General features: G+C 54.1%; 22 protein-coding genes. 14 read left to right on the forward strand and 8 right to left on the reverse strand.

The window, feature by feature from the left end:
- From WBC85_RS09215 to WBC85_RS09245, 7 genes are all read left to right on the forward strand, one after another.
- A partial coding sequence (locus WBC85_RS09215; RefSeq protein WP_424435691.1) for a glycosyltransferase occupies positions 1-1,952 on the forward strand: 1,952 nt, incomplete at its 5' end.
- Positions 1,885-2,628, forward strand: a complete 744-nt coding sequence (locus WBC85_RS09220) for a CatB-related O-acetyltransferase (RefSeq protein WP_424435694.1) — start codon at positions 1,885-1,887, stop codon at positions 2,626-2,628. The genes WBC85_RS09215 and WBC85_RS09220, both read left to right, overlap by 68 nt.
- 81 nt (positions 2,629-2,709) lie before the next feature.
- Positions 2,710-3,540, forward strand: a complete 831-nt coding sequence (locus WBC85_RS09225; protein WP_424435697.1) for a flagellar motor protein MotB — start codon at positions 2,710-2,712, stop codon at positions 3,538-3,540.
- A gap of 86 nt (positions 3,541-3,626) precedes the next feature.
- On the forward strand, positions 3,627-4,928 hold the full coding sequence (locus WBC85_RS09230) for a flagellar hook protein FlgE (protein WP_424435700.1): 1,302 nt from the start codon (positions 3,627-3,629) through the stop codon (positions 4,926-4,928).
- A 17-nt stretch (positions 4,929-4,945) separates the two neighbouring features.
- The gene (gene flgK / locus WBC85_RS09235; RefSeq protein WP_424435703.1) at positions 4,946-6,370 is read left to right on the forward strand and encodes a flagellar hook-associated protein FlgK; all 1,425 of its coding nucleotides are present in this window, start codon (positions 4,946-4,948) and stop codon (positions 6,368-6,370) included.
- The gene (locus WBC85_RS09240) at positions 6,370-7,380 is read left to right on the forward strand and encodes a hypothetical protein (RefSeq protein ID WP_424435706.1); all 1,011 of its coding nucleotides are present in this window, start codon (positions 6,370-6,372) and stop codon (positions 7,378-7,380) included. Before flgK ends, WBC85_RS09240 begins: the two co-directional genes overlap by 1 nt.
- The gene (locus WBC85_RS09245) at positions 7,377-8,480 is read left to right on the forward strand and encodes a flagellar basal body P-ring protein FlgI (RefSeq protein ID WP_424435709.1); all 1,104 of its coding nucleotides are present in this window, start codon (positions 7,377-7,379) and stop codon (positions 8,478-8,480) included. Before WBC85_RS09240 ends, WBC85_RS09245 begins: the two co-directional genes overlap by 4 nt.
- An 11-nt stretch (positions 8,481-8,491) precedes the next feature.
- On the opposite strand, the gene WBC85_RS09250 is transcribed toward WBC85_RS09245, so the two are convergent.
- Positions 8,492-9,394, reverse strand: a complete 903-nt coding sequence (locus tag WBC85_RS09250; protein WP_424435712.1) for a rhodanese-related sulfurtransferase — start codon at positions 9,392-9,394, stop codon at positions 8,492-8,494.
- An 86-nt stretch (positions 9,395-9,480) separates the two neighbouring features.
- Here WBC85_RS09250 and pncA point away from each other — a divergent pair, with 86 nt between their 5' ends.
- The 3 genes from pncA to pncB all read left to right on the forward strand — a co-directional run bounded on the left by pncA (position 9,481) and on the right by pncB (position 13,720).
- Complete coding sequence (gene pncA, locus WBC85_RS09255) at positions 9,481-10,083, forward strand: bifunctional nicotinamidase/pyrazinamidase (RefSeq protein ID WP_424435715.1); 603 nt, start codon at positions 9,481-9,483, stop codon at positions 10,081-10,083.
- Between the two features lie 70 nt (positions 10,084-10,153).
- Entirely contained in the window at positions 10,154-12,376 is a 2,223-nt protein-coding gene (locus WBC85_RS09260) for a response regulator (RefSeq protein ID WP_424435718.1), read from the forward strand.
- Between the two features lie 54 nt (positions 12,377-12,430).
- Positions 12,431-13,720: a nicotinate phosphoribosyltransferase gene (gene pncB, locus WBC85_RS09265; protein WP_424435721.1), complete on the forward strand. Its 1,290-nt coding sequence runs from the start codon at positions 12,431-12,433 to the stop codon at positions 13,718-13,720.
- 3 nt (positions 13,721-13,723) lie between these two features.
- Here pncB and arfB read toward each other — a convergent pair whose 3' ends face one another.
- The 6 genes from arfB to WBC85_RS09295 form a co-directional block, all read right to left on the reverse strand.
- A complete protein-coding gene (gene arfB / locus WBC85_RS09270; protein WP_424435724.1) occupies positions 13,724-14,146 on the reverse strand; it encodes an alternative ribosome rescue aminoacyl-tRNA hydrolase ArfB in 423 nt (140 codons plus the stop codon).
- A gap of 265 nt (positions 14,147-14,411) precedes the next feature.
- The gene (locus WBC85_RS09275; protein ID WP_424435727.1) at positions 14,412-15,044 is read right to left on the reverse strand and encodes a queuosine precursor transporter; all 633 of its coding nucleotides are present in this window, start codon (positions 15,042-15,044) and stop codon (positions 14,412-14,414) included.
- A 90-nt stretch (positions 15,045-15,134) separates the two neighbouring features.
- Complete coding sequence (locus tag WBC85_RS09280) at positions 15,135-16,025, reverse strand: esterase-like activity of phytase family protein (RefSeq protein ID WP_424435730.1); 891 nt, start codon at positions 16,023-16,025, stop codon at positions 15,135-15,137.
- On the reverse strand, positions 15,998-16,861 hold the full coding sequence (gene mepA / locus WBC85_RS09285) for a penicillin-insensitive murein endopeptidase (RefSeq protein WP_424435754.1): 864 nt from the start codon (positions 16,859-16,861) through the stop codon (positions 15,998-16,000). The genes WBC85_RS09280 and mepA overlap by 28 nt, the downstream gene beginning before the upstream one ends.
- The gene (locus WBC85_RS09290) at positions 16,861-18,222 is read right to left on the reverse strand and encodes an MFS transporter (protein ID WP_424435733.1); all 1,362 of its coding nucleotides are present in this window, start codon (positions 18,220-18,222) and stop codon (positions 16,861-16,863) included. Before WBC85_RS09290 ends, mepA begins: the two co-directional genes overlap by 1 nt.
- Before the next feature lie 66 nt (positions 18,223-18,288).
- Positions 18,289-18,837 carry an acyl-CoA thioesterase gene (locus WBC85_RS09295; protein WP_424435736.1) on the reverse strand — a complete coding sequence of 183 codons (549 nt, stop codon included), beginning with the start codon at positions 18,835-18,837 and terminating at the stop codon, positions 18,289-18,291.
- 126 nt (positions 18,838-18,963) lie between these two features.
- On the opposite strand from WBC85_RS09295, the gene WBC85_RS09300 reads away from it, so the two are divergent.
- The 3 genes from WBC85_RS09300 to yaaA all read left to right on the forward strand — a co-directional run bounded on the left by WBC85_RS09300 (position 18,964) and on the right by yaaA (position 22,171).
- Positions 18,964-19,251, forward strand: a complete 288-nt coding sequence (locus WBC85_RS09300; protein ID WP_424435739.1) for a YggT family protein — start codon at positions 18,964-18,966, stop codon at positions 19,249-19,251.
- 76 nt (positions 19,252-19,327) lie between these two features.
- On the forward strand, positions 19,328-21,370 hold the full coding sequence (gene recQ, locus WBC85_RS09305) for a DNA helicase RecQ (RefSeq protein WP_424435742.1): 2,043 nt from the start codon (positions 19,328-19,330) through the stop codon (positions 21,368-21,370).
- A gap of 30 nt (positions 21,371-21,400) precedes the next feature.
- Positions 21,401-22,171 (forward strand): peroxide stress protein YaaA, encoded by a 771-nt coding sequence (gene yaaA / locus WBC85_RS09310; RefSeq protein ID WP_424435745.1) that lies wholly within the window; start codon positions 21,401-21,403, stop codon positions 22,169-22,171.
- Here the strand turns inward: yaaA and WBC85_RS09315 are convergent.
- Positions 22,159-24,381, reverse strand: a complete 2,223-nt coding sequence (locus WBC85_RS09315) for a response regulator (protein ID WP_424435748.1) — start codon at positions 24,379-24,381, stop codon at positions 22,159-22,161. The genes yaaA and WBC85_RS09315 overlap by 13 nt on opposite strands.
- A 141-nt stretch (positions 24,382-24,522) precedes the next feature.
- Between WBC85_RS09315 and WBC85_RS09320 the strand changes: the two genes are divergently transcribed.
- Positions 24,523-26,962, forward strand: a 2,440-nt coding sequence (locus WBC85_RS09320; RefSeq protein WP_424435751.1) for an MG2 domain-containing protein, incomplete at its 3' end; no start/stop codon positions are given.

The raw sequence follows: 26,962 nt of genomic DNA on the forward strand, positions 1-26,962 counted from the left end.
ACGCATTTGATGTGCTGCAAAGCGCTTTGCAACGTGTCGCCCAACACACGGATTTACCATGGCGTTTGATACTCATTGAGGATTGCTCGACCGACGCAAGGGTGCGTCCAATGCTACGGGTTTGGTGTGACGAACAACGTCACCTTGGGCACGAGGTTGATTTGATAGAGAATGAGACAAATCTCGGCTTTATCGGTAGCGTCAACAAGGCCTTTGCGCGCGCGTTAGAGCACCGTGACCATGTGGTTCTGCTGAATTCAGACGCGTTAGTGCCAAAGGACTGGGCCCAGCGTCTTGTGTTGCCAATCTTAAAGAACCCTCGCGTTGCGACGGTAACGCCCTTGTCGAACGACGCTGAGATTTTTTCGGCACCGCTGATATGCCAATCCTCGCAGCTTGAAGCGGGGGTTGCCGATCAAATCGACGCACGGCTGAGCAATCAGATTTCCGCCTTTGCCTATAAAGAAGCGCCCACGGGTGTCGGGTTCTGCATGGCGATCAATACTAGTTTCTTGCGAAAAACGCCGCGCTTTGATCCGGTCTTTGGAAAAGGCTACGGCGAGGAAGTCGATTGGTGTCAGAAAGCAACGTCGCTGGGCGGGCTTCATATGTGCCAACCGAATCTCTTTGTCGAACATCGCGGCGGGGCCTCTTTCGGGAGTGCAGCAAAGCGCGCGGCGATTGCCAGAAATAATAAAATCGTTTCCAAACGGCATCCGGCCTTCGATCAATCTGTGCAGCGCTTTATTGCAGAGGACCCACTTCGCAGCGCGCGACTCTATGCGGCGATCACGTGTTTAGCCGCCACGCAGAACAGTGTTTCTATCTATATTGCCCATTCTCTCGGCGGCGGTGCAGAGCTTTACCTGCAGGAAAAACTGGCGGAGCATTCCGATAGAAACTGCGCAGCGATCGTTCTGCGGGTCGGCGGACTTTTGCGGTGGCGGGTTGAGGTACATACCCCGCAAGGAATGATCTACGGCGATACGGATGATACAGCCCTTCTTCACCGGCTGCTGTGCCCTATCAAGATGCGCAGCTTGATATATTCCTGCGCTGTTGGGGATCCTGATCCGCTTGATCTGATCGAAACCGTGTTGACGCTAAAGCAGGTTGAAACGGCCCGTTTAACGTTTCTCGTGCACGATTATTTTGCCGTTAGCCCATCCTATTGCCTGTTGGATTCAAATAACAAATTCCAAGGACTCCCAACGCAAGAAACGCGCGACCAACGTCATGACTTTCTAGGACAAACGCGGGGTAAGATCAGTAATAAAGTCTGGCGTGAAAACTGGCGAAAGCTGCTTGAAGTATCCGAACAGATCGTTTGCTTTTCGAACGATAGCGCGACGTTAATGGCCGATGCCTTCCCTCGCTTGAATACGCAGATCAGCGTTGCTCCCCATGCGATTGCGCCAGTGGGTGCAGTTTGTCCGATAGGCCCGAACGGTAACCAATCACTTGGCGTTCTTGGCGTTCTTGGCGTTCTTGGCGATATTGGCATTCAAAAGGGAGCGAAGGTTCTTAGCAAAATGTCAGAGCACATTATGAAAAGCGACTTTCAGAGCGTTGTCATCGTTGGCCGCGCCGACCCGCAATTCCCGCTTGGGCAGGACTTTGTCGAAACAGGCGCATATAAACGCAGCGAGATTGCGGCGCTTGCAGAGCGGCACAACATATCGGCTTGGCTCATTCCCAGCATTTGGCCCGAAACCTTTTCCTACACCACGCACGAGGCGCTCGCGACGGGTCTTCCTGTTTTCGCATTTGATCTTGGCGCGCAAGGTGATGCCGTGGCTTGTGCACAGAACGGGCATGTCATTCCGCTGCGCTACTGTGACGAGCCTCGAAAACTACTGCTTCACATTCAGGAGGTGCTTGCGCATGGCACAAACGGTAAACGTAGCAATTCCGGCCCTAAAAGAAGTCGGAATAGAGGTTTTGCCGCGTAACCCAGCCAAGCAGGTCAAGGTACCAATTGGCTCCAAGCTAGAGGCACCCAGTAGTCTGAAATGGACGGAATACCACCATTCGTTAGAGCTGGGCGCATTTTCCTACCATGTGTCGGGGTATGCATTTGCAGCGCGCGTAGGGCGTTATTGTTCGATTGGCGAAGAGGTGCAGATCGGTCGCCAGAACCACCCGATGACATGGTCTTCGACCAGTCCTTCTTTCTATCTAAGGGATAAGTTCTTTGACGTAGGTCGGGGATTCACCGGGGCGGAGGAATTTCATAAGGATAATACCGTGGCTTCTGGTCCGGCGACCCAAGTGCGCGTAACGCACATCGGCAATGATGTCTGGGTCGGACATGGGGCTTATATCGCTGCGGGGGTCACAATCGGTGATGGTGCTGTCATCGCGGCAAAATCGGTCGTTGTGAAAGACGTTCCTCCCTTCGCTGTGGTTGCTGGCAATCCTGCGGTGATCAAAAAATGGCGGCTACAGCCTGAGCTGATTTCGCCAATGCTACGCTCGGCGTGGTGGCGATTTGCACCTTGGCAGCTTAAGAACCTCAGCCCGTCAGAGCCTGCGCGCTTTATTCACAATGTGATGCATCTTCCAGGCGATGCCGCCTTTGAACCTAGCGTCGTTATAGTGAAGGACGACGGCGGGCTTGGGGTCTAATTCATAACAAATGTAATTGTAGAGCCTTCGTTAAGAGTTGCGATGCTAACCTCCTTTTGGGTGAAAAAATAGGTGGTGGATATGGCGACGGCTAATGCAGTTGCGCCGGTTATCATCAAACGGAAAAAGGTCGTTGGCGGCGGCGGGCACCATGGCGGTGCTTGGAAAGTTGCTTATGCAGACTTCGTGACTGCAATGATGGCGTTTTTCATGTTGATGTGGCTGTTGAATGCAACAACGGAAAAACAACGAAAAGGAATCGCGGATTATTTCAATCCGACAATACCGATCAACCGAATTTCTGGCGGTGGTGATGGCGCATTCGGCGGTGATTCAATCTTCTCAGAGAACACATTGGCCAAGTCCGGGACGGGGTCGTCCGGAACGAAAGAGCCCTGGGTTGTGGCAAAGGAGTTGGCCGCGAAGCAATCGGGCGGTTCAAGCGAGGCGGAAGAGCTTCTTGAAACGCTAAACGCGACGCTAGTTGGTGGTGGTGGCGAAAGCGATCTACTCGAAAATGCAATGAAACACGTTGTGTCGCGCATTTCTGACGAAGGCGTCGTGATCGAAATCTTCGATCTGCCCGAACGCGCATTGTTTGACACAAAAGGCCGTCCGATGCCTGTGCTCGATGACCTCATCAGGCAAATTACAAAGGTTGCGCTGGGGTCAAAGAACAGCATTGCGATCAAATCGCATGTACGGACAGAACCTATTGTTCGCGCCAACACCGACCCTTGGCGAGAAACGATGCAACGTAGCTTAACTGTTCGTAGAAACCTTGCGCTTGCAGGGATTGACCAGTCTCGATTTGACAGGATCACGGGCAATGCAGACACGCATCTGGTTGAGGCTGACCCGCTTTCTGTCAGGAACAACAGGATCGAGTTCGTTTTCCTGATTGAGGAATAGAAAACACCGACAATTTGAAATGTTAGGCGAGTCTTAAACTCTGTTCCCTATCTGTGCTGCAACGAGGCGGCACAGAAAGGCTGAGCATGACAATTTCTTCATCACTGAACGCGGGCGTAGCAGGGCTTAACGCGAATGCGACGCGATTGGGCACAATCTCTGACAATATCTCGAACGCATCTACTTATGGATACAAGCGTGCGACGGCCGACTTTCATTCTATGGTGATTTCTTCGCGCGGGGCGACCTATTCGGCGGGGGGTGTGCGCACCACAACTCAGCGTTTGATCGATCAGCGCGGATCACTGGTTTCGACGTCGAATCCAACTGATCTCGCGGTGCGCGGGGGTGGCTTGTTGCCCGTGGCGCTCGCGTCGGAAATTGAGGGGAATAACGGGTCACCGCAAATGTTCCTGTCGACCACGGGTTCGTTCCGGATGGATGCAGATGGTTATCTGAAATCCCCCTCTGGAATGGTGTTGATGGGCTGGCCAGCCTTGCCCGATGGCTCAATCCCCGCCTATCCGCGTGATACCCAAGACGCGCTAGAGCCTGTCAAATTGAACGTCAATCAGTTCACGGGGGAGCCGACAACCGCGATTGATGTTGCCGTTAACCTTCCTGCGACACAAACGGAGGAAGGTTCACCGGGAGAACTGCAACAACTCTCGATCGAGTACTATGACAACCTTGGAACATCCGAGAACGTTAAGATGGAGTTTTCCCCTACCGTTTTGGCCAGCGGGACGTCGAATGAATGGACGCTGACCCTGAAAGATACTGCGCAGAACGATGCAGTTATTGGTGAATACACGCTTGTTTTTGACGATAGCCGAACCTCTGGCGGGACGCTGCAATCGGTAACTACGATCAGCGGTGGAGCATATGATCCATCGACGGGCGCTATGATTGTTACTGTTGCTGGTGGCCCGCTCGAATTAAATGTCGGGCGCGCTGGCAGCTCGGACGGCTTGACCCAACTTTCGGATAGCTTTGCCCCCGTATCAATTTCGAAGGACGGCTCGCCGGTTGGTAATATGACTGGTGTTGAAGTGGATGCGAACGGCTTTGTTCACGCTTTCTTTGATACGGGCATCACGCGCACCATCTATCAGGTGCCGCTTGTTGATGTGCCAAACCCCAATGGGATGGTGTCACTCGACAACCAAACCTACCTTCCTTCGCCCGATAGTGGATCGTTTTTCCTTTGGAATGCAGGCGATGGTCCGACAGGGGACATCGTTGCCTACGCACGTGAAGAAAGCGCGACAGACGTCGCTGCCGAACTGACCTCAATGATCCAGACCCAGCGGGCCTACACGTCCAACGCAAAGGTCATTCAAACCGTTGATGAGATGCTTCAGGAAACGACAAACATCAAGCGCTAGAATAAAGGGGTAAGATTATGAGCCTATCAAGTTCACTCTCAAATGCACTTTCGGGTCTGTCGGTCACATCGCGCACGGCACAACTTGTGTCGTCCAACTTGGCCAACGCACTGAACGAAGGCTACGCGCGGCGCGAAATTGAACTTGGTGGGGCGCAGGGCGGCGGCGTTTTCGTATCTGGTATCAATCGTTTTGTTGATGCTGCGCTGCTTTCAGACCGGCGCAATGCGCAATCAAGCCTTGCACTGTCATCAGAGCGTGCGCGCGTTACAGATACGCTGGAACAAGTCATTGGATTACCTGACGACCCTTACTCAATCAGTGCGCATCTGAACCAGTTTGACGCGTCGCTCCGCTTTCTGGAAAGCGAGCCAAATTCGGAAGTACGCTTGCGTGATACCCTGGCGACAGCAAGCGTATTGAGCCGAAGGTTGAATGCGTCGCAAAACCACATTCAGGCAGAGCGGCTTGCCGCCGATCGTCAAATCGCTACGGGGGTAGAAACGCTTAATACAAGCCTACAGCAGATCGCGATGCTCAACGAGCGGATCGTTTCCGCAAATGTGAATGGGCGCGATGCAAATACCTTGCTCGACGAACGTCAAACCCTGATTGACCAAGTCAGTGAACTTGTACCGGTCCGCGAAATGCCTAGGGCGCAGGGCGCTGTTTCTCTTGTAACTGGCAATGGCATGATGCTGATCGAAAACAGCGCAGTTACTTTCGAATTCACCCGCACAAATCAGATTTTGCCGCATATGAGCATCGAGAATGCCCAATTGAATGCGTTGGAGCTGGATGGCGAGAAACTGGATCTGGGTTCTAATACTGGCCCACTTTCTGGCGGCCGGTTGCAAGCGCTGTTTCAAGTACGCGATACAATTGCACCCGACGCGCAAGATCGTGTTGACGCCTTTGCGCTTGATCTCGCCGGGCGGTTTCATGACCTGCCTGGTGATCTTGGCACGGTCGCTGGTGCGCCGGGGCTGTTCACGGATGACGGTGCGCGGGTTGATGTGTCCGATCAGCTTGGCCTTGCCGGCAGGCTTGAGATCAATGCGCTGGCCGATCCGGCGCAAGGCGGGAATCTGTGGCGTTTGCGTAGCGGGATGAACGCGCCTTCAGAAGCGGCGGCGGGCTATTCGTCCTTTGTCACAGACATGGTTGCGTCACTGGCACAGCAATCCCCGTTGCAAGGCTCTGTATTTGACCACAGCGCTTCGCTAATCTCAACGGCCTCACAGGTCTCTTCGAGCTTTGCGCAAGAGCAAAGCTTTGCCAGTGCGCGTTACGAACAGCTGGATCTTTTGCAGATGCAAAACGGCGTGGATACCGACGCTGAACTGCAAAAACTGCTTTTGATCGAAACGAATTACGCTGCGAATGCGAAGGTCATCCAAACTATCGACGAAATGCTTGCAACTATCATGAGGATTAACTGATGCCGTTTAACTCAATTGGCGACCTTGCGAGCAGCATGATGTTGAGCCACTCCAATCTGCAAGCCAAGCGTACGATGATGCGACTTTCTCAGGAATTGACGACAGGGATAACCTCTGATGTTGGTGGCGCGCTAAGGCATGACTATTCGGCTCAAATGGGCTGGGAGCGCTCAATCGCTTCCTCGCAAGTTCGGGAAAAAACCCTTGCAGAGGCGATGACACGCATTCAAGCGAAACAGACCGTCCTGGATACGCTGTCACAAAGCGTGACGGACTTGGCAAATAACACCAGCTTGGCCCTAACGGCCGGGACAACGGCGGGGCTGGATTCAGCATCGGCGCATGCAAAGTCGGCATTAGATCAGGCGCTGGCGCATTTGAACATGCAATCCGCGGGGCATTCTCTGTTTGCGGGAGCTGCAAGCGATGGTCCAGCCATCGCGGATACAGATACGATTCTTGCTTCTGTAAAGGCAGCAGTTGTGGGTGCAGTCACTGTCAGCGACGTGATTTCATCGGTTCAGGCTTGGATGGATGACACAGTCAACGGATTCCCAGCGGTAGCGTACTTGGGAAGCGAAGAGCCGTCAGGCACGATTAGGATCGACGGCAATCGCACACTTACGGAAGGCCTTCGTGCGGATGATCCAGCGATAAAAGGAACTTTGCAGAACCTGATAATGGCCAGCTTGGCAACGGATCAGGACCTTGCGTTGTCACGTGAAAACAAATCAGCAGTATTGCAGCAAGCCACGAATGGATTGCGCGCTGCGGATGGGCAGATCACCCAGTTACAAGCAGCGCTTGGGCATACCGAATCCGAAATCGCAGGCGGATTGGTTCAGGCGGGTGCCGAGATATCGACCGCCGAGCTGCTAAGGGCGCAAACGCTAGGCATCGATCAATACGAAACGGCCAGTAAGTTGCAAGAAGCCGAGTTACAGTTAGAAAAAATATACATGCTCACCGCGCGTTCCGCCCAAATGAGCCTGTTGGAGTATCTGCGATGAAACGCGCCATAGCAGCAGTGTTGCTAAGTTTGTTTCTGTGCGCGCAGGCCCATGCCAATAGCATCAGAATCAAGGATTTGGTGAGTTTTGACGGCGTGCGCGGAAATGATCTTGTCGGCTATGGTCTTGTTGTTGGGCTGAACGGGACGGGCGACGGCATTCGTAATGCGCCTTTTACCGAAGAGATCATGTCGAACATCCTCGAACGGCTTGGCGTCAATATCACTGGCGAGCAGTTTCGCCCCAAAAACGTTGCAGCGGTTTTTGTAACAGCAGAGCTGCCCCCATTTGCGCGGGCAGGTGGATCAATCGATGTGACTGTTTCAGCAATTGGCGATGCGAAAAGTCTGCTGGGCGGCACGTTGATTATGACCCCCCTCAATGCCGCTGATGGTCAGATCTATGCGGTTGCACAAGGGACCATTATTGCAGGCGGTGCCGCTGCCGAAGGGGATGGGGCGGCCGTTGTCCAAGGCGTGCCAACCTCCGGGGCAATTCCGTCTGGTGCCCGCGTCGAGCGCGAAGTGGACTTTGATTTTGCAGGGTTGAAGATACTGCGCCTTGCCCTTCGCGAACCGGACTTCACCACCGCAAGACGCGTTGAAAATGCGGTTAACCGCGCCTTTGGTCGCCGCGTGGCCGAAATGACAGATTCAGGCACAGTGGCAATTGATCTTGATCGAACGCGCGCCAAGTCACCAGCGCATGCAATCAGTCAATTGGAGAACGTTCTCGTTAAGCCGCAGCGCAAGGCAAAAGTTGTTGTAGATCAACGCTCGGGAACGATTGTGATGGGAGAAGATGTACGCATTTCGCGCGTGGCGATCTCGCAAGGAAATCTGACGATCCGGATTCAAGAACAACCTTTGGTTCAACAGCCAAATCCGTTTTCCCAGGGCGAAACAGTGGTCGTCCCAAGAACCGAAGTTGGCTTGGAAGAGGAAGAGGGTATCGGCCTTGCTGAATTGCGAGGCGGCACATCGCTTTCCGAGGTCGTTGCAGGGCTAAACGCTTTGGGCGTATCGCCGCGCGATATGATCGATATCTTGAAAAGTATCAAAGCTGCGGGCGCGCTACATGCGGAATTTGTAGTGCGCTAAGAAAGGCTGTTCTAGCCGGTTGTGGCGGCTTTGCTTCGCTTTTTTTCTAGCTCGATCTGCTTTTGCCTTTCGCGAAACCTTGCTTTGTCTTCATCACTGGTTTCGCCAAAGCATTGGTGACATGACACCCCGAGCTCAAAGTGCTTGTGCTTTACATCTTCAGGCATAATCGGGCGACGGCAACCGAAGCAAAGTTTGTGCGGTCCGACTTTCAACCCATGACCAACTGAAACCCGACCATCGAAAACAAAGCACTCGCCGTTCCAAGTGGTTTCCTCCGGACGCACCGTTTCCAGATACTTCAGAATGCCGCCCTTGAGGTGGTAGACCTCATCAATACCTTGGCCCTTCAAAAAGCTCGTCGATTTTTCGCAGCGAATACCACCGGTACAAAACATGGCGACGCGCTGGTTCTCAAAGCGCGCTTTGTTGGCTTCCCACCATGCTGGAAACTCTCGGAAACTCTTGGTCTTAGGGTCAATCGCGCCGTCAAATGTTCCGATTGCAACTTCATAGTCATTACGGGTGTCGATAACCACAACATCGTCGGATTTGATAAGTTCGTTCCAGTCTTCTGGCTCTACGTAGTGGCCAACTGCGCCCAGGGGGTCGACGTCGGGCTGTCCCATCGTGACGATCTCACGCTTCAACCTGACCTTCAGTTTGCCAAATGGCTCGTCAGGGCTGTGGCTCAACTTCCAGTCAAGGCCTGTAAATTCATTCAGACCAGTGAGAAATGCCAATAGAGACTCGATGCCAGAAGCAGTTCCAGCGACGGTGCCGTTAATCCCCTCGTGAGCAAGCAAAAGCGTTCCTTTGATGCCAAAGGATTCGCATTTCGCCTTGATGATCTCTTGCATCTTGGGGAGATCGGAAACGGGGGCAAAGTGATAAAGTGCAGCGATTGTAAACATGCGCGAGGGATTATCGGATTTTGACCGTGCTAGGCAAGTGGCGTAAAGAAGGGCTTAGTGCCGCAGCGCCAATTCTAGGAGAAAAAATGTCTAGTTCATCTGCCCTGATAGTTATCGATGTACAGAACGATTTTTGCGAAGGTGGTGCCCTGGCAGTGCCCGGCGGGAGCGAGATTATTGCGCCTGTAAATGCGATGATGTCAGACTTCGATACGATCGTTCTGTCACAGGATTGGCATCCGGCAAACCATCAGTCCTTTGCGAGCAATCATTCCGGCGCATCGCAGTATGATGTTATTCAGGCCAGCTATGGTCCGCAGGTATTATGGCCAGATCATTGTATTCATGGGCAAAAAGGCGCGGAGTTTCATCACGATCTCGCGGCGGATCGCGCACATATGATTGTGCGCAAGGGCTTTCGATCCCACATCGACAGCTATTCGGCGTTCTTTGAAAACGACCAAACGACGCCGACGGGTTTGGACGGCTATTTAAAAACCCGCAACGTTACAGATGTGGTTCTTGTTGGCCTTGCCTTGGATTTTTGCGTTCAGTTCACAGCTCTGGATGCGCGTCGCCTTGGCTATGGGACAACAGTGATTTCGACGGCCTGTCGCGCGATTGATCTGAACGGCAGCTTGGGCGAGGCAGAAAAAGCGATGCTCGATGCGAAAGTTGTTTTGAAATGATGAATAATTAGCCGATTCGTTAAGGTTTCTAAGCGAGAACCCCTGCAAGCAGTGTCGCGAGAAGCAGGGGATGGCCCAGTCAATTTCAAAGCATAGCGCCACATCGCCTTGGCGCGATCAGCCACGCGAGCGATTTCGTCGCTACGCGCGTGGTCGGATTGCCCATTTTTGGAAGCGCCAGTTACTGACAGGTATCGGCTCGGCCTATCTGGCCCTTATGGCGACGCCAACTATTGGTCTCGCTGCGGGCGTGATCGCATTGATTGGTGAGTTGATTGATTGCGCGAACTTGCGATTTCAACTCAATGCGCTCGAAAAAGGCCGTGCATTAAGTGGTGTCAGTGTATGGGCAAGCGTGACAGCAACCCTTCAAGCCATTAGTATTTCGATCTGTATCTTGCTGGCATGGTTTGCTCCACTTGGCGAAACCGGGGTCCATTTCGCGTTGGTGTTTTTGATGTCCGCGGCGCTCAATGCGGGTCTGGTCTGGCCTTATCACAAGGCGAGCGCGTCAGCCCGGTTAATCGTTTATGCATTGGTGCTGACGAGCGCAGCGATGCACCAGCTCTTGAACTGGGACAGAGGGTTAAACGCCTATCTGTCCGAAACGGTTTCCATGCTGCTGATGTGCTATGTTGTTGTAATCGTTTTGCAATATATAGTCGGCAGTCACGAACGATATACCCGTAGCTCACAGCAAATTTTGGCAACCTCGCAGGCGCTGGAATTATCTGACAAGGAAAAACGACTTTCGCAGGAAGAAGCGCGCCGTTTTGCGCTTGTTGCGCGGCATGCCAACGACAGCATCGTCATTTCCAATGCAAACGGGCAAATTTCTTGGGTTAATGAGGCGTTTACCAAGATCACAGGTTTTAGCAGCGAAGAGGCAATAGGTCAGTTTCCTTCCGAATTATTGAATGACGTAGAGACGTGTGAAGAGACGTCGCGCGCGATTGAAGTCCATGTTCAACAGGGCAAGCCGATTAGAACAGAAATTTTGAATCGGCGAAAAGACGGCAAGAAGATCTGGGTGGAAACCAACATTGTGCCGATAGCACATAGCGACGGCACTATAGAGATGGTCGTCGCCATCGAGCGCGATATCACGGCCATCAAGGAACACGAAAAAGAGCTGGCTGAAGCGAAAGTTCTTGCCGAACGAGGAGAGAAATCAAAGTCCGAATTCCTAGCGACGATGAGCCATGAAATCAGGACTCCGATGAACGGAATTATCGGTCTGTCTGACCTTCTGGCCGAACATGAGCTGCCGGGCGAGGTTCAAAAATATGTGGTGACGATCAAGGAGTCTGCCGCCGCATTGCTTGCGATTATCAACGATATTCTTGATTTCTCCAAGCTGGACGCTGGAAAGCTGACGATTGATCCAGTCGCTTTTGACTTGCGCGCATGCTTTTCGAGTGCTGTCGAGCTTTGCGCACCGCAAGCGCATGAAAAAGGTATCTATCTCGATGTCGTTGAAGAACAGCCGCTGCCAATCCAAGTGATCGGTGATGACGGGCGTGTGCGGCAGATCTTTTTGAATATGATCGGAAATGCGATAAAGTTCACATCACAAGGCGGCGTTACTTTGATAACGCGTGTTCTGGAAGTTGGTGAAAACTATCGGATTGCCATTGATATAAAGGATACCGGGATCGGTATAGATCAGAAACGCATCGCGCAAATTTTTGAGAAATTCCAACAAGCGGACGGGCGGACAACGCGAAAATTTGGCGGAACGGGCCTTGGGCTTTCGATCTCGAAACAGTTGGCTGAGCATATGGGCGGAGGTATTTCTGTGATATCGACGCTCGGCGAGGGCTCTACATTTTCTGTTGAGCTGGAAATGGGCAAGCCGCATCGCGGAAGTGATCGCTCACCGGCACGCGTGGCCGTTGCTAGTGAAATTTCGCCAATGTCGATTCTGATCGCGGAAGACAACAAGACAAATAGATTTCTGATCGCCAAGTATCTACAGGGCCTGCCCGTTGAAATCTGTTTTGCACACGACGGGCGCGAGGCAGTAGAGTACACGAAGGAGCGCATGCCAGATTTGATCTTTATGGATATGTCGATGCCTGAAATGGATGGGTTGGAAGCGACGCAGCGCATCCGTGCGGGAAAGCATAATCAACCTCACATAATTGCGCTGACGGCCAATGCATTTGCCAGTGACCGCGAGGCTTGTTTCCAGGCAGGAATGGATGATTTCCTGGCGAAACCCGTGAAGAAAGCCGACTTGCTTGGCAAGCTATCCGAGTTCAGCGCCGCGATGCAGACAAATCAGCTTTGATCCGACTTGAAACTTAACGTATCAAAGACAAGCAATCGCAGGTGAGGAACAGTTTTGGATATTGCAACGCGTGTTTGGAATCACAAATGGAAGATCGATCCGATCGTTCGCTCGCTGATTGATGACGATTTTTACAAGCTGCTGATGTGCCAGTCGGTTTTCCGTAACCATCCGGATACCAATGTGACGTTCAGTCTGATTAACCGAACCAAATCCGTTCGCTTGGCCGAATTGATAGACGAGGGTGAGCTGCGCGAGCAATTGGATCACATCCGCTCACTTTCGCTAAGTCGGGGCGAAAGCACTTGGCTGCGCGGTAATACGTTCTATGGCAAACGCCAGATGTTCCGACCCGACTTTATGGAATGGTTCGAAAACCTCCGCCTGCCCGACTACCATCTGGAAAAGCGCGACGGCCAATACGAGCTGACGTTTGAGGGCAAATGGCACGAGGTCATGCTTTGGGAAATTCCAGCACTTGCCGTTTTGATGGAAATGCGGAGCCGTGCAGTGCTGGACAGCATGGGCAAATTCGAACTTCAGGTCCTTTATGCCCGCGCGATGACGCGGGTTTGGGAAAAGGTTGAAACACTGCGCGCTGTTGATGGATTGCGTATTGCCGATTTCGGTACGCGCCGCCGGCACTCGTTCTTGTGGCAGGATTGGTGCGTTCAGGCGATGCAGGAAGGGCTGGGTGGAAAATTCGTGGGCACATCCAACTGCAAAATCGCGATGAAGCGCGATATCGAAGCAATCGGCACCAATGCGCACGAACTGCCGATGGTCTATTCCGCGCTGGCAGAAAGTGACGCGGCTTTGCGTCAAGCGCCCTATCAGGTTTTGGAAGACTGGCAGGACGAGCACGAAGGCAATTTGCGCATTATCCTGCCTGATACTTATGGCACGCAGGGTTTTCTGGACAACGCACCGGACTGGCTGGCAGGTTGGACAGGGATAAGAATTGATTCAGGCGATCCTGCAACAGGCGCAGAGATTGCGATCAAGTGGTGGAAATCACGCGGCGAAGACCCACGCGAGAAGCTGGTGATTTTCTCTGATGGTCTGGATGTCGAAAAGATCATCGAATTGCATTCCCAGTTCCGTGGCCGCGTCCGTGTCAGCTTTGGTTGGGGGACCTTGCTTACCAACGATTTCCGCGGACTTGTGCCTGAACAGGGGCTCAACCCGTTTTCTATCGTGTGCAAAGCGGTAGAGGCGAACGGCCGCCCAACGGTCAAGCTTTCGGACAACCCGCGCAAGGCGATGGGGCCAGCAAAAGAAATCGAGCGCTACAAACGTGTCTTCGAGGTTGGGGATCAATCCTTGCAAGATGTGATCGTGTAAACCTTAGTCGTCTCCAGAGACACGGCCACGCAGGGCTTTTACCTCGCCGCGCTCTTTCTTGGTCTTTAGCCGGCGTTTTTTGCTGCCAAGTGTAGGGCGTGTTGCGATCCGTCGTTTGGGGGCGACAAGCGCCTTGCGAATAAGCTCAATCAAGCGATCGCGTGCGATTGCGCGGTTCCGGGCTTGGCTACGTTCCTCTTCCGCGCGGATGATAAGGGCGCCATCTTGGGTCCAACGCCGCCCTGCCAAACGCTTCAATCGGGTCTTCACCGGCCCGCTAAGGCTTGGTGAGCGCTCTGCCTCAAAGCGCAATTCGACAGCCGTAGAAACCTTGTTCACGTTCTGCCCACCCGGCCCGGAGGCGCGCGTAAAGGTTTCGGTGAGTTCCCAATCGGCAATCTCTAGGGTTGGCGTGATTTGCAACATAGCCCTTTCATGCCACGACGCGCGGCAAGACGCAAAAAGGGCCGCCCAAATCTGAACGGCCCTAATTTCGAGTTTCGGAGGCGAAGCCGGTAAGGCTTTTGCCATTTGTACGGGGCTTGCCCGCTAGGGTCTGCCGCTAACGGCTCACCTCACAAATTGTCCCGACGCCATACTCCAATACCTCTTTAGACACTGGATCACCTCCTCTCGCTTTGTTGCATTCAAGAAGAGGTTTGCATGAAATCTTTCATCCGCAAAGCAAAATCTAGTGCTGCGGTTCCTGGCGTTGCTGCCAGCGTGATACGATTGCTCTGAATGGAACAAGGGCGATAAGGGCCAAGGACAGCTTTACACCCAAGTCGGCAACAGCAAGTGAGACCCACAAAGGTGCGATCGGACCAAACCCAAGCATCGGACGCGCTTCATTCGCCCAGCTCACATCGTTCGCTGGCTCTAGGAAGATAAGGACACTGGAAAACGCGATTGTGAAGAACAGCAGCGTATCAACAGAAGCGCCGATAATCGACGAAACCAAAGGAGCACGCCACCATGTGCCGTTGCGCAATGCGTTAAAGATCGAAACGTCCAGCATCTGCGCGATCAGGAACGCGGTGCCAGAAGCCAGCGCGATGCGGAAGGTCACAAGCGGACCAAACTCGCCCTGAATTTGTGTACCGATAAGCGAGCAAAGCACACCAACAACAAAGCCAGCGAAGATGACCCGACGTGCAGGGCCTGCCCCGTAGATGCGGTTCATCAGATCAGTGACGAGAAAAGCCAGAGGATAGGTGAAGGCACCCCATGTCAGCCACTCGCCAAAGAGGAACTGAACCAAAATATTGGAAGCGACCACAATGGCCGCCATAGCGAAAATGCCCGGAAGGTGTTTACGTGTCATAATGTTCTGCCCGTTTTGACAAGGTTGCGGCGACTTGGTCCCAGAATCGGGAACGGGCGACATTTAGGCCCAGCCACAAACGGACGCAAGCTAATCTTGCACCCCAAATTCAACAATTTCGGTTGATTGCGCGGCGCTGAAATTATCGTCCGAAATCGCGTAAAGCCGCAGATCGTTTGGACCTGCTTGCCAAGTTGCCAATCCTTCAAGGTTATCGGTTTGCCCGAAGCGTCCAGTAAAGAGCGTCTCGTGCGCAATTGGCACTGTATTTTCAAAGATAATCCGCTCGATTCGCGAGGCAAATGCAAAGCCGCTAAACGCTCGCGTCAGAACGTAAAGATGCCCGTCGGGGCCAAAGTCTGCGCCAACAGGGCGAAACCCTCCGTGTCTGGGCAAGCGATAGATGACCTCCCAATCGCCTTTGCCGGTTTGCCTGAAAACGTCATACGGCGCTCGAATGCTGGCCGAACGCTCTGGCAGCGCCACAAGCAATCCTTCGGGTGAGCGCGCCAGTGCTTCAAACCCCATGTTCGTGGGTGCTTGTGCGTCAATGCTGGGCAGTTTCGCGCTGTCCGGCGTCGCATCGTGCGTTTTGTAGTGCAGCAGCCTCGGACTGGATTCGGCTGAAATGTAGATTCCTGTCGGCGTTGAGGCCGCCAATCCTTCGGTATCGCGTTTGCGCTTTTCTTCGGGCCGCTTGCCATTTTCAAACAGCAACGCACGGGATTCTAGAAGCTTGGCACCAGTGACAACGCCTTTGCCGTCGCGCACAAACGCGCCTTTGTAAATCACGCCCGTGTCGCTGATTGCAGTGAAATTCGACCCTTTCTCATCCACCTCAAGCCCCGAAAGCCCGCCAAAGCCATCGACGTCAACATCCCAAACGAATTGTGCAATCACATCCGCGCGCGGGGCGGCGATAAGTGTTTCAGCAAACAGTGCGCCGCAAAGTGCTAGCGCGATTGCAAGACGTTTGCGCATTGCTGGGGCAAATCAGAGAGCACATATTCACGTCTCGGTTTAGGCTTTGGTGCGTTCGGATCGCGCGGCTTTGGCTTTGGTGGATTCAAAATGTCGTTCACCCACTTTTGCGCATCTGCGCAGCCGTCACCTGCTGGTGGCGGAGCTTGATCGACACAACCGCGTGCGCCCCTTGGGCAGGCAAGGCGGACGTGAAAATGGTAGTGATGTCCGTACCATGGGCGAATTTTGCGTAGCCAGTTTCGATTGCCCTTTTCGGCATTACACATGGCAACTTTAGCACCGGGAAAGACGAAAATGCGGGCCGTGCGCCGGTCTTGCGCTGCGGCTTTCATCACTTCCATATGTTGGCGCGTGAATTTGTCGTTGACGTAAGCGCCCTTGGCACGGCGTAGCGAGATCGAGCTTATGTTTTCGCGCTCGCGGCGTGACAGGTTCAGACGCGTTGGGGGCAACATCCAGATATCAATGTCCAGGCCAATCTGATGGCTGCGGTGTCCCGTTAGCATCGGGCCGCCGCGTGGCTGGCTGATATCGCCGATATAAAGACCCTTCCAACCCGGCAAGCGCGCCGCCTTTGCAGATAGCTTTTGTATGAAGTCGATCGTTTCGGGATGTCCCCAGTTGCGATTGCGCGACAAGCGCATAGCCTGCCATGTTGGCCCTGTTTCCGGCAGTTGTACTGTTCCCGCGACGCATCCCTTGGCATAGGAACCAATGGGGGCGGGGCGCTGTGCAGACCCCTTTTTGACCGCGCCGAACAACTGTTTTGCTTCCGGGGCGGCAGAAAGCGGCAATGCAATTAGGATACTCAGAACAAAGGCAACAAGGCGCATCATGATTTGTGATCTCCGTTTTTATGCACATAGGCTAACAGCAACAGACCGATAATGAAAAGCCCGACCACTGGGGACACACCCAAGCGCGCGCTTTGAGTGATTGTCGTGAGGATGCCAATCAGGAGCGGTGCAAGGAAGGCTGTGGCGCGGCCGGACAGACCATAAAGACCGAAATATTCGGTCGCAGTGGATTCGTCCGTATGACGCACCATAAGAGAGCGGCTGGAAGATTGCAGCATCCCGCCCATGCCGCCGATCAGAATGCCACAAACGATAAACACGAGGTCAGTTGTTCCTGCCTCGACCGCGACGCCGTAGATTGTTTCTGGCGTAACGTTAACAATTGTTAAGCTGACGAGGATCAGCACAAGAATTGCAAATATGACCACGGGTTTAGGACCATAGCGGCGATCTGCAAAACCGCCGATATAGCTGAAAATGGCAGCACCAATGGCGGCAACCACACCGAAAACGCCGATCTGCGTGACCTCCCAATCCAACACGAGTTTCGCATACACACCACCAAAGGTGTAAAGCCCGTTCAATGCATCGCGATAGAACATGGAGCTTATCAAAAAGAAGCTGAGAGACTTGCGATGTTTAAGCCCTTTGACCGACGTAACAACCTGCGCCGCCGCTGCCGAGAAACTGGATCTGACTTGATCGGTGCGTACTTCGCGCACCCATAGGAAGTAGGGGATCATAAACAGGACGAACCAAAGCGCAGCGAATAGCCCCGTTGCGCGCGTGCCTTCGCGGCCTGTTGGATCAAGGCCAAATAGGGGGTCCAATCCCGCGATTGTTTTGCCGTTGCTTTGCTCAACAAGCAAAAGCAGTGCGATTGCCAACGAGATGACGCCGCCAAGATAACCGAACGCGAATCCAGAGCCGGAAATCTTGCCGATCTGCTCACGCGTGCCCAACCCAGGCAGCTGCGCATTGGTAAAGATCAATGCGTATTCAGCGCCAATAAAGCCAATGCCGAAGGCAGCCAACATCCAGAACAGATTGCTTGCATCCGGAGCTGTGAACCACAGCGCGGCAGCCCCTAGAACATACATCGCGCTAAAGCCCACGATCCATGGCATTTTGCGGCCTGAGCTATCGGCCATTGCGCCAAAAATCGGAGCGGAGAAAGCAATGATTAAACCGATTAACGCAGTGGTCCAGGCCCACATTGCTTGGGCGTTTGCGTCAGCAACGCCTTCGATCTGACCCTGATTAAGGTAATAGGTCGCGGCAATCGCTACGAAAAAGGGACCAAAGATAAAGGTGTTAAGAACCGTATGATAAGGCTGGCTTGCCCAATCGAAAAAGTACCAGCCCCAAATACGCTTGCGTAGCGTTGTGTCTGTCATGCGTTCAATCCCCCGTTTGGCAGGATAGAACAGCGCTTGGGGTGCAGGCGCAAGACAATCCTGCTTTTAGATTGCTTTATCGTCCTGCATTGGCGGCCAGGGGCGTGTTGCTTCTGCTTTTATCCAGTTTGCGACCCATTCGGGTAGCGGCGGCGATGGCATTTCGCGCCCCATCGCTTTCAACACGCGTGCAGGGGCGACAATACCCGTCTCATCCGTGACCGCAGTGCGGTAAAGCACGTGATTGGCGACCTCGCCGTCACGTTTGACCATGCATTGTTCCAAATAGATGAACTTGTCGTCCCACCCAATGCCGCGCGATCTGATTTCAAAGGGTTCAAACGTTCGAATGCGGCGGCGATACCGTGCTGAAACGCCGGCGACCGTCATGCCCCATTTTTGCGCACGTAGCGTGGCCATTAAACCTGCGCGTTTCGCAAGCGGTAGACGCCCCAGATCAAGCAGGGTTAGCGTGCGCCCGTTGTTCAATTCCATCCAAAGATCGATGTCCCAAGGCCAGCAGCGATGCTGCGACACATGCGTTTCGGTTAGCTCGATCGGCGCTGCATTCCGCACAATCCACAGGGCTTTGAACATACGAAAAACTGGGTACATGGCAGAAGGTTCCTTTTGACGCCATCTGGACATGCCGCAGTGCAGCGTCAAGTCACAACGCGGCGGCACTTGTCGCGGCGCGCTGTCGCGACTACCTAGAAGGCAACTGCAAATCGGAGCCCGTCTATGTTGTCCATTTTCCAAATTTTGTTGCTGATCCTTGATATTGCGTGGTTCATTATCGTCGCGCATGTCATCATGAGCTGGCTAATCAATTTCCAAGTGCTCAATCTCAACCAACCGCTTGTCGCACAATTTTGGTACGGACTAGAGCGTTTGCTTAACCCTGTTTATTCCAGTATCCGCCGCTTCCTGCCTAATATGGCTGGAATAGATCTTGCGCCGCTGGTTGCGCTGGTCGGTGTTTATGCTCTGCGTATCATTCTTCAGAACAACATCTCGGCATTCTACTAACACTGCATCTTGTGTGAGTTGTTAACCTATGGGACATATCCAGTAAGAGCAGATCAATGCCATTACAGGACATCCCATGGACCGCGCCGCCTCGCTTCTTAGCGACGTTTTTGGATTTGACGCCTTTCGCCCCGGCCAGCGCGAAATCGTAGAGGCCGTTGCGAGCGGTGAAAACGTTCTGGCGATCATGCCAACGGGCGGCGGTAAATCGCTATGCTATCAGCTTCCTGCTTTAATGGATGACGGGCTTACGGTTGTTATTTCGCCCCTAATCGCACTCATGCGCGATCAGGTTTCAGCGCTAAGGGCCAGCGGCGTCGCGGCGGGTGCGTTAACCTCTGGCAATACCGAAGAAGAATCAAACGAAGTATTCGAGGCATTGGACGCTGGTACGCTGCGGCTTCTTTACATGGCGCCTGAAAGGCTTGCCTCTGGCGGCGCAATCAACATGCTCCGCCGCGCTGGTGTTAGCCGCATCGCGGTGGACGAAGCGCATTGTGTTAGCCAATGGGGTCATGATTTTCGTCCCGATTATCTGCGCATCGGCGATCTGCGCCGTGCGCTGAACGTGCCAATTGCGGCCTTCACCGCGACCGCAGACGCAGAAACCCGTCAGGAAATTGCTGCGCGTCTGTTCGATGGTGCGGTGCCGCAGACTTTCCTACATGGCTTTGATCGCCCGAACATCCATCTTGCCTTTGCCGCCAAAGACGGTCCACGCCAGCAAATTCTTGCATTTGCAGCTGCCCGAAAGGGTCAATCAGGCATCGTTTATTGCGGCACACGCGCAAAGACCGAAGGATTGTCCAGCGCGTTGAACCAAGCTGGCCACAGCGCGTGTTTTTATCACGGAGGCATGGAGTCCGATGCCCGCCGCGAGGTTGAAAAGCGATTTCAGGGCGAGGATGGCCTGATAGTCGTCGCGACTGTTGCCTTCGGAATGGGTGTCGATAAGCCTGATATCCGTTGGGTCGCCCATGCTGATCTGCCCAAGTCGATTGAAGCCTATTATCAGGAAATCGGCCGCGGTGGCCGCGATGGCGCACCCGCGGAAACACTGACGCTTTATGGCGCTGATGATATCCGCTTGCGCCGTAGCCAGATTGACGAAGGCCTCGCCCCGCCAGAGCGCCGCGCGGCCGATCATGCACGCCTGAACGCATTGTTGGGGCTGGCCGAGGCGCTTGATTGTCGCCGCGCTAGCCTGCTTGCCTATTTTGGTGAGACCAATGTGAAATGCAGCAATTGCGATTTGTGTGATGCGCCCGCAGAGGTGTTCGACGGGACAACCGCAGTGCGCAAAGCGCTGTCTGCGATCCTGCGCACGGATGAATTTTTCGGTGCGGGGCATTTGATCGACATCTTGATGGGTGTTGAGACGGAAAAAGTGCTCGCTCGTGGCCACGATGGATTGCCGACATTTGGCGTCGGTAAGGAATACGGAAAACGCGAATGGCAGGCTGTGTTCCGCCAGATGATGGGGCACGATCTGGTGCGTCCTGATCCCGAACGTCACGGGGCCCTGCGCATGACTGATGATGCTCTGCCAATATTGCGCGGTGATGCTTCGATCCGCCTGCGCCGCGATACCATTCGCAAAGCGGCAAAATACTCACCCAGCGTCAAAACCTTGGTCAGCGAAGAAGACGCGCCACTTTTGTCTGCACTGAAAGCAAAGCGCCGCGCTTTGGCCGAAGCAGCTCGCGTGCCAGCCTACATCGTGTTCAACGACAAAACCCTGATCGAGATGGCGCAAACGCGTCCGCGAACGCTAGATGACATGGCCCGCGTGGGCGGCGTTGGTGCGAAAAAACTGGAAACCTACGGCGACGCGTTTTTGGAAGTAATCAATGGCGAAGTTGAAAGCGTTCATCCCGCGCGCCGCAAACTGGCGGGGCGTGACAGCGGAACGCTTTATGATCGCTTGCTTGAAGTACAGGCCGATCTGGCGCGTGGCGGCGAAGGACATGACAAACCGCTGAGTTGTTCGGCATCCTTGCTGGCCAAGATAGCAGCGCAAAAACCAAAGGACGAAATGGCGCTGGAACGCATCCTTGGCGAGCGCCGTAGCGAAAGATTTGGGGCTGCATTTCTGGACGTACTGCGCGAAGCGAGCTAAGTCCCAGAACAGGCAACCGAGGGGGCGAGCATGCTTGTAGTGATTTCACCAGCGAAACGATTGGATTGGGCCGAGCGCAACGTAGAAATGACGGCGCCTGACTTACAAGAAGATGCCGTGCGTTTGGCGAAGACCGCGAAGAACCTGACCTTGGGCGACTTGCGAAAGCTGATGGACCTAAGCCCCGATCTGGCCCGTCTCAACCGCGACAGGTTTCAAAGTTTCGCGGCCGAACCAGCGCATGACGCTGTCCGTCCGGCTGCACTGGCTTTTGCAGGGGATACTTACCAAGGCCTGGAGGCAGCTACGCTGGATCCCGATGAATTGGATTGGGCGCAACAGCATTTGCGCATTTTGTCCGGCCTTTACGGATTGCTCCGCCCGCTTGATGCTATTCAGCCCTATCGCCTGGAAATGGGGTCACGTCTGAAAACGCGTCGCGGTGCGTCGCTTTATGAATACTGGCGCACGGATTTGTCAAAGATGCTAAACGCACAGGGCGAAGCGCTGGGAACAGACACGCTTATCAATTGCGCCAGTCAGGAATATTTTGGCGCAGTCGCACCCAAAGCGTTGAAGCTGCGCGTTGTCACGCCAGTCTTTATGGAGCTGAAAGATGGTAAAGCGAAAATTGTTAGCTTCTTTGCCAAGAAGGCGCGCGGCGCAATGGCGCGTTACATCATTCAGAACCGTTTGAGCGACGCGGACGCGATCAAGGATTTCGACATCGGCGGCTATGCGTATCAGGCAGATATGAGCGAAGGCGATCGGTTTGTATTCTTGCGCGATTACCCGTCCTGATCTGAAAGGACGGGGCGCGTGCCCTCGATTTTCAGGCTTGTGATGTGTTCAACCACCAGCGCCTTTTTCAAGGGTTTGGTAAGGTAGTGATCCAGTCCTGCCGCGATAATCGCGTCCTGATCGCCTGCCATGGCATGTGCCGTCATTGCAACGATTGGCACATGTGATCCAATTGCGCGCTCTAACGCCCGGATATCACCGGTCGCTTCTTTCCCGTCCTTTTTGGGCATCGAGATATCCATAAAGATCAGGTCGGGTTTGAAGCTTTGGAAAAGCTCGACCGCCTCAATTCCGTTGGACGCAAAAGCAAGGTCAATGTCCAAGGACTTAAGCATCTTGCTAAAGACAAGCTGGTTGGTCTTGTTGTCCTCCGCCGCCAAGATACGCAGCGCACGCGCGCCTGTCGTCGCGATAGGGGCTGGCGCATCAATCCTTGTTTGTCGCGCATGCACGAACATCGGTGAACTCACGCCATCAGCTTTACCCATTTCGCAGGTTTGGGCGTTAAGCGACATGAGATGCCGAAACAGGACCTGCCGCGGAACCGGTTTTTGCAATACGGCTGTGACAGACTTTCTTTCAGGATCAGCCTCGGCGACGCCCGCATTTGATGTCATCAAGAGGATTGGTAAATCCGGATGCGTCGCGCGCAACTTATGTGCCAGATCGAAACCATCCATATCACCCTGAAAGTCATCAAGAACGGCCAGCTCGATACTGCTGTCCAACGTCTTTAGCGCTGCCTCGACCGTGCTGGCAGTTTTACAGGAAATACCCAATAATCCGATCTGTTTTTCAAGAACGCCACGCGTGACTTCGGAACTGTCTACCACCAAGGCGGACGCGATATTTGGCTTCACGATGTCTAGATCGTTCTCAGGATCGCACTTCAGATTGACCTCAAAGCCAAAGCAGGTGCCAACACCCTCTTCGGACGTAACCCAAATGCGGCCGCCCATCATTTCAATCAACCGTTTGGTGATCGCAAGACCCAGCCCGGTGCCTTCGAACTGGCGGTTTTTCTCGTTCTCGACCTGATTGAACTCGCCGAAAATGTGATCGACTTTATCCGCTGGAATTCCGATGCCCGTATCCTGAACCGTGACGTGCAAATTGCAATCACCGTTGTCATGTTTTCCCGTTACCGAAATAAGGACATGCCCCTGTGTGGTGAACTTCACAGCATTTCCGATGATATTGGTCAGCACTTGCCTGATACGGCCAGGATCGCCGATAAGCTGGGTCGGTAGGAACAGGTCATAGTCGATCAGCAAGGCCACGCCCTTGTCGCGCGCGGTCGGTTGAAGCAAGCGCATGACTTCGTGAATACATTGCTCGAAATCAAAATCCGTTGGGCGCAATTGCAGCTTCTCTGCTTCGATCTTGGAGTAATCCAGAACGTCATTGATGATCGTTAACAACGCCTCGCCAGAGTTGCGGATGGTATCTACGAAAAGCTGTTGTTCTTCGCCAAGCCCCGTTTCGGCCAGCAGGTCTGCCATCCCGACAATCCCGTTCATCGGCGTTCGAATTTCATGGCTCATATTGGCAAGGAAAGCCGACTTCGCGCGGCTCGCTGCCTCGGCCTCATAGCGGGCGGTCTTCAACTGGTTTTCATAGCGGATCGTATCGGTAATATTCAGCGCCAGACTGACCACGTCCCCATCCGGGCCGCGTTCGTCTATAAGTTTGGCGTATAGCCCGTTCCAGAACCGAACTATGCGGGGTTTGGGCTGGGGTTCGTTCCACCGTTCCAGCATAGAGGCGCGCCATTCGGCAGGTGAAAGGTCTTCAGTGTCTACAATGCCCTCCTCGGTAAGAATGAGCAGCATTTCAGGGTAGGTCACGCCCGGCTTCATATCTTCAAGATCATCGAAAATGGTGAGATAGGCGTCATTCGCGCCGACCATTTCATTGTCTGCATTAAAGAACGCAAAGCCGTCGCGAATGGTGCGGATAGAATGCCAGAGCCGACGTTCAGCGATCTCGATTTTTTGGTGCGCGACGGACAGGTCCGATTTCACCTGCCTGTTTTCATCGCGCACATTGGCGACCTCTGCCTCGGTCTGCTCGATCCTGTTGGACAGCGCACGCGCATGGCGTCCCAGCTTGCGGTTGGCAGAAAAAAGCTCTGCCTCTTTCATCTCTAAAAGACGCTCTGCCGCGAGGCGCGCGCGGCGTTCTTCAGACAATTTATGCGCAAGCGTCATGCAGCAATCACAGGAATCAGGGTTAAGGTTTACCGCGACAATCCGCTTAGGAAGTGAAGATTGCTTTAATTCCCGCGCAGAAAACTTGCCAAATGCGCGCTGGGCGTGTCACGCTACCCACATTGATTTAAGGAGTTTTCCATGCGCCGTGTCATCATAGCAGCCATTCTCGCATTTTCGTTTGTCTCTAGCGCGTTTGCTCAGAGCAATTTGATACCAGAACAACGCCTGGTCTATTCCAAGGATATTGATTTCTACGGCGCTGATCTTACCAATCTTTTTGACACCACATTGGAGGCTTGCGAGATTGCCTGCCTTAGCAACGCTCAGTGTACTGCGTTCACGTTTAACCAACGCTCCAATTCCTGTTTTCCAAAGAGCGGCATCAGCGACAAACAAACTTATGAAGGCGCGTTTTCCGCCGAGGTTTATCGTGCCAATGCGCGGGTGTTGCAGGATGCGACTACACGCGCCAAGGACCTTGCGTTTTTGACTGAAAGGGATCGCGCTGAAGCGCGTGCGCAGGCTGAGGGCTTGGGTAAGCTACATCCTGGCGGTCAATGGAGCGTGCAAGTCCTGCTGGATGCGGTACGTGACCGCCGTGCAGAGAAAAATCTGATGAGCGCGATGCACTGGCAAGGCGCCGCGACGGCCCAATCTGATGCAAGCGATATGTGGGCCGAGTATGCGCGCCTTGCGCTTGAGGTAGAGGGCAAGAACAGCTCTGACACCCGCAAGTTCCGTCAGCGCGCAATGAACGCGGCAAGCAACGCATATTTGCGTGCGCCAAATGCGGCAGCACAGGTCAGTGCATTGCAAATCATGGCCGACGCGATGGAGCAGATCGGGCGAGGACGCGACATGATCCCGGCCCTGCGCCTTGCGGAAACAATTCAGCCGCGCGATGACATCATCGCAGCGCTTGATAAGGCAATCGCGAAATACGGTTTCCGCGTTACCGAACATCGCGTTGACAAAGACGCCGCGGCACCACGCATTTGCGCAGAGTTTTCAGAGCCACTTGTGAAAGTCGGCATCGATTACGCGCCGTTTGTAAAGCTCCCGAACCAGAATTTGGTGGTGCAATCAGATGGCCAGCAGCTTTGTATCGACGGTGTCGAACATGGCGCGCGCTATCAGGTGACGTTCCGCTCTGGCCTGCCTGCGGCGAGCGGCGAAAAACTGGTGAAGGACGTTCCTTTAACGCTTTATGTCGGGGATCGCAGCGCAGCGGCGCGGTTTCCCGGCCGTGCTTATGTTTTGCCCAAGGCGGCAGATGCAGCCATTCCGCTTGAGACGGTCAATCTAGACGAAGTGGACCTGCTGCTGCGCCGTGTAAGTGACCGCAACGTGCTACGCACCATGCAGGAAGATATGTTTGGTCGCCCGCTAAGCCAGTACGAAGACGAAATGTTCAAACGCAACATTGGTGAGGAAATCTGGACGGGCAAGGGTCAGGTCGAAAACGAGCTGAACCGCGATATGACGACGCGCCTGCCGATGGGTGATCTGATTAAAGACCTACCTGCTGGGCTTTACGCACTTACCGCCCGCGTTCCGGGTGTTGCGCTTTATGACAACGCAGGTGCGACGCAGTGGTTTATCCTGTCTGATCTTGGCCTGAGCACGCTAAAGGGCGCTGACGGCGTCCATGCCTTTGTGCGGGGCTTGTCGGACGCAAAGGCGAAAGAGGGTGTAGAGGTCACGCTACTATCGCGCTCTAACAGGGTCCTTGGCAGCGCCATGACGGATGCCAATGGCTACGCGCGCTTTCCAGCTGGCCTTGCACGCGGCACAGGCGGCGCTGCGCCTGCTTTGGTTCTGGCCAAGCTGGGCGACGAAGATATGGCGTTTATGTCCTTAACAGAGCCCGCTTTCGACCTGTCCGATCGCGGCGTTGAAGGGCGCGAACCTGCTGGCCCGATTGATCTGTTCCTAACCACTGATCGCGGCGCTTACCGCGCGGGGGAGACGATCTATGCAACCGCCCTGGCACGTGATGGAACTGCGCAAGCGTTGGGCGAAGTGCCAATCACCGCAATTCTGACCCGCCCTGACGGCGTTGAATACACACGTCAGCTTTCAAGCAACGACGACGCTGGTGGGCATGTCTTTGCGCTGCCGCTTGGTACAACGGTACCGCGAGGCACTTGGACGTTGGATATGAAGGCCGATCCGGACGCGCCAGCGCTTGCCAGCCAGAAGCTGCTGGTCGAGGACTTTCTGCCAGAGCGCATCGACTTTGACCTCGCGCTTCCCGATAGCCCTATTCGTATTGGCGACACCCCGCCCCTTAGCATTTCCGCGCGCTATCTGTTTGGCGCACCGGGCGCGAACTTGCCGATTGAAGGCTCTGTGCGTTTAAGCGCGGTGAGGGAGCTCAAGGGCTTTAAAGGGTATCGCTTTGGACGTTATGACTATCCCGTCAATCCGCGCACGCGCTTCCTGTCCGAAACGGGGCGCACAGACGCAAAGGGTTTGACGACAGTCGCGCTGGAAATGCCAAAAATGGATAGCGCAGACGTGCCGATGGAACTGCGCGCAACGATCCGTGTTTCCGAAGGCAGCGGGCGCCCTGTGG

It is taken from the genome of Planktotalea sp., assembly GCF_049680325.1.
In the GTDB taxonomy this organism is placed as follows: Bacteria; Pseudomonadota; Alphaproteobacteria; order Rhodobacterales; family Rhodobacteraceae; genus Planktotalea.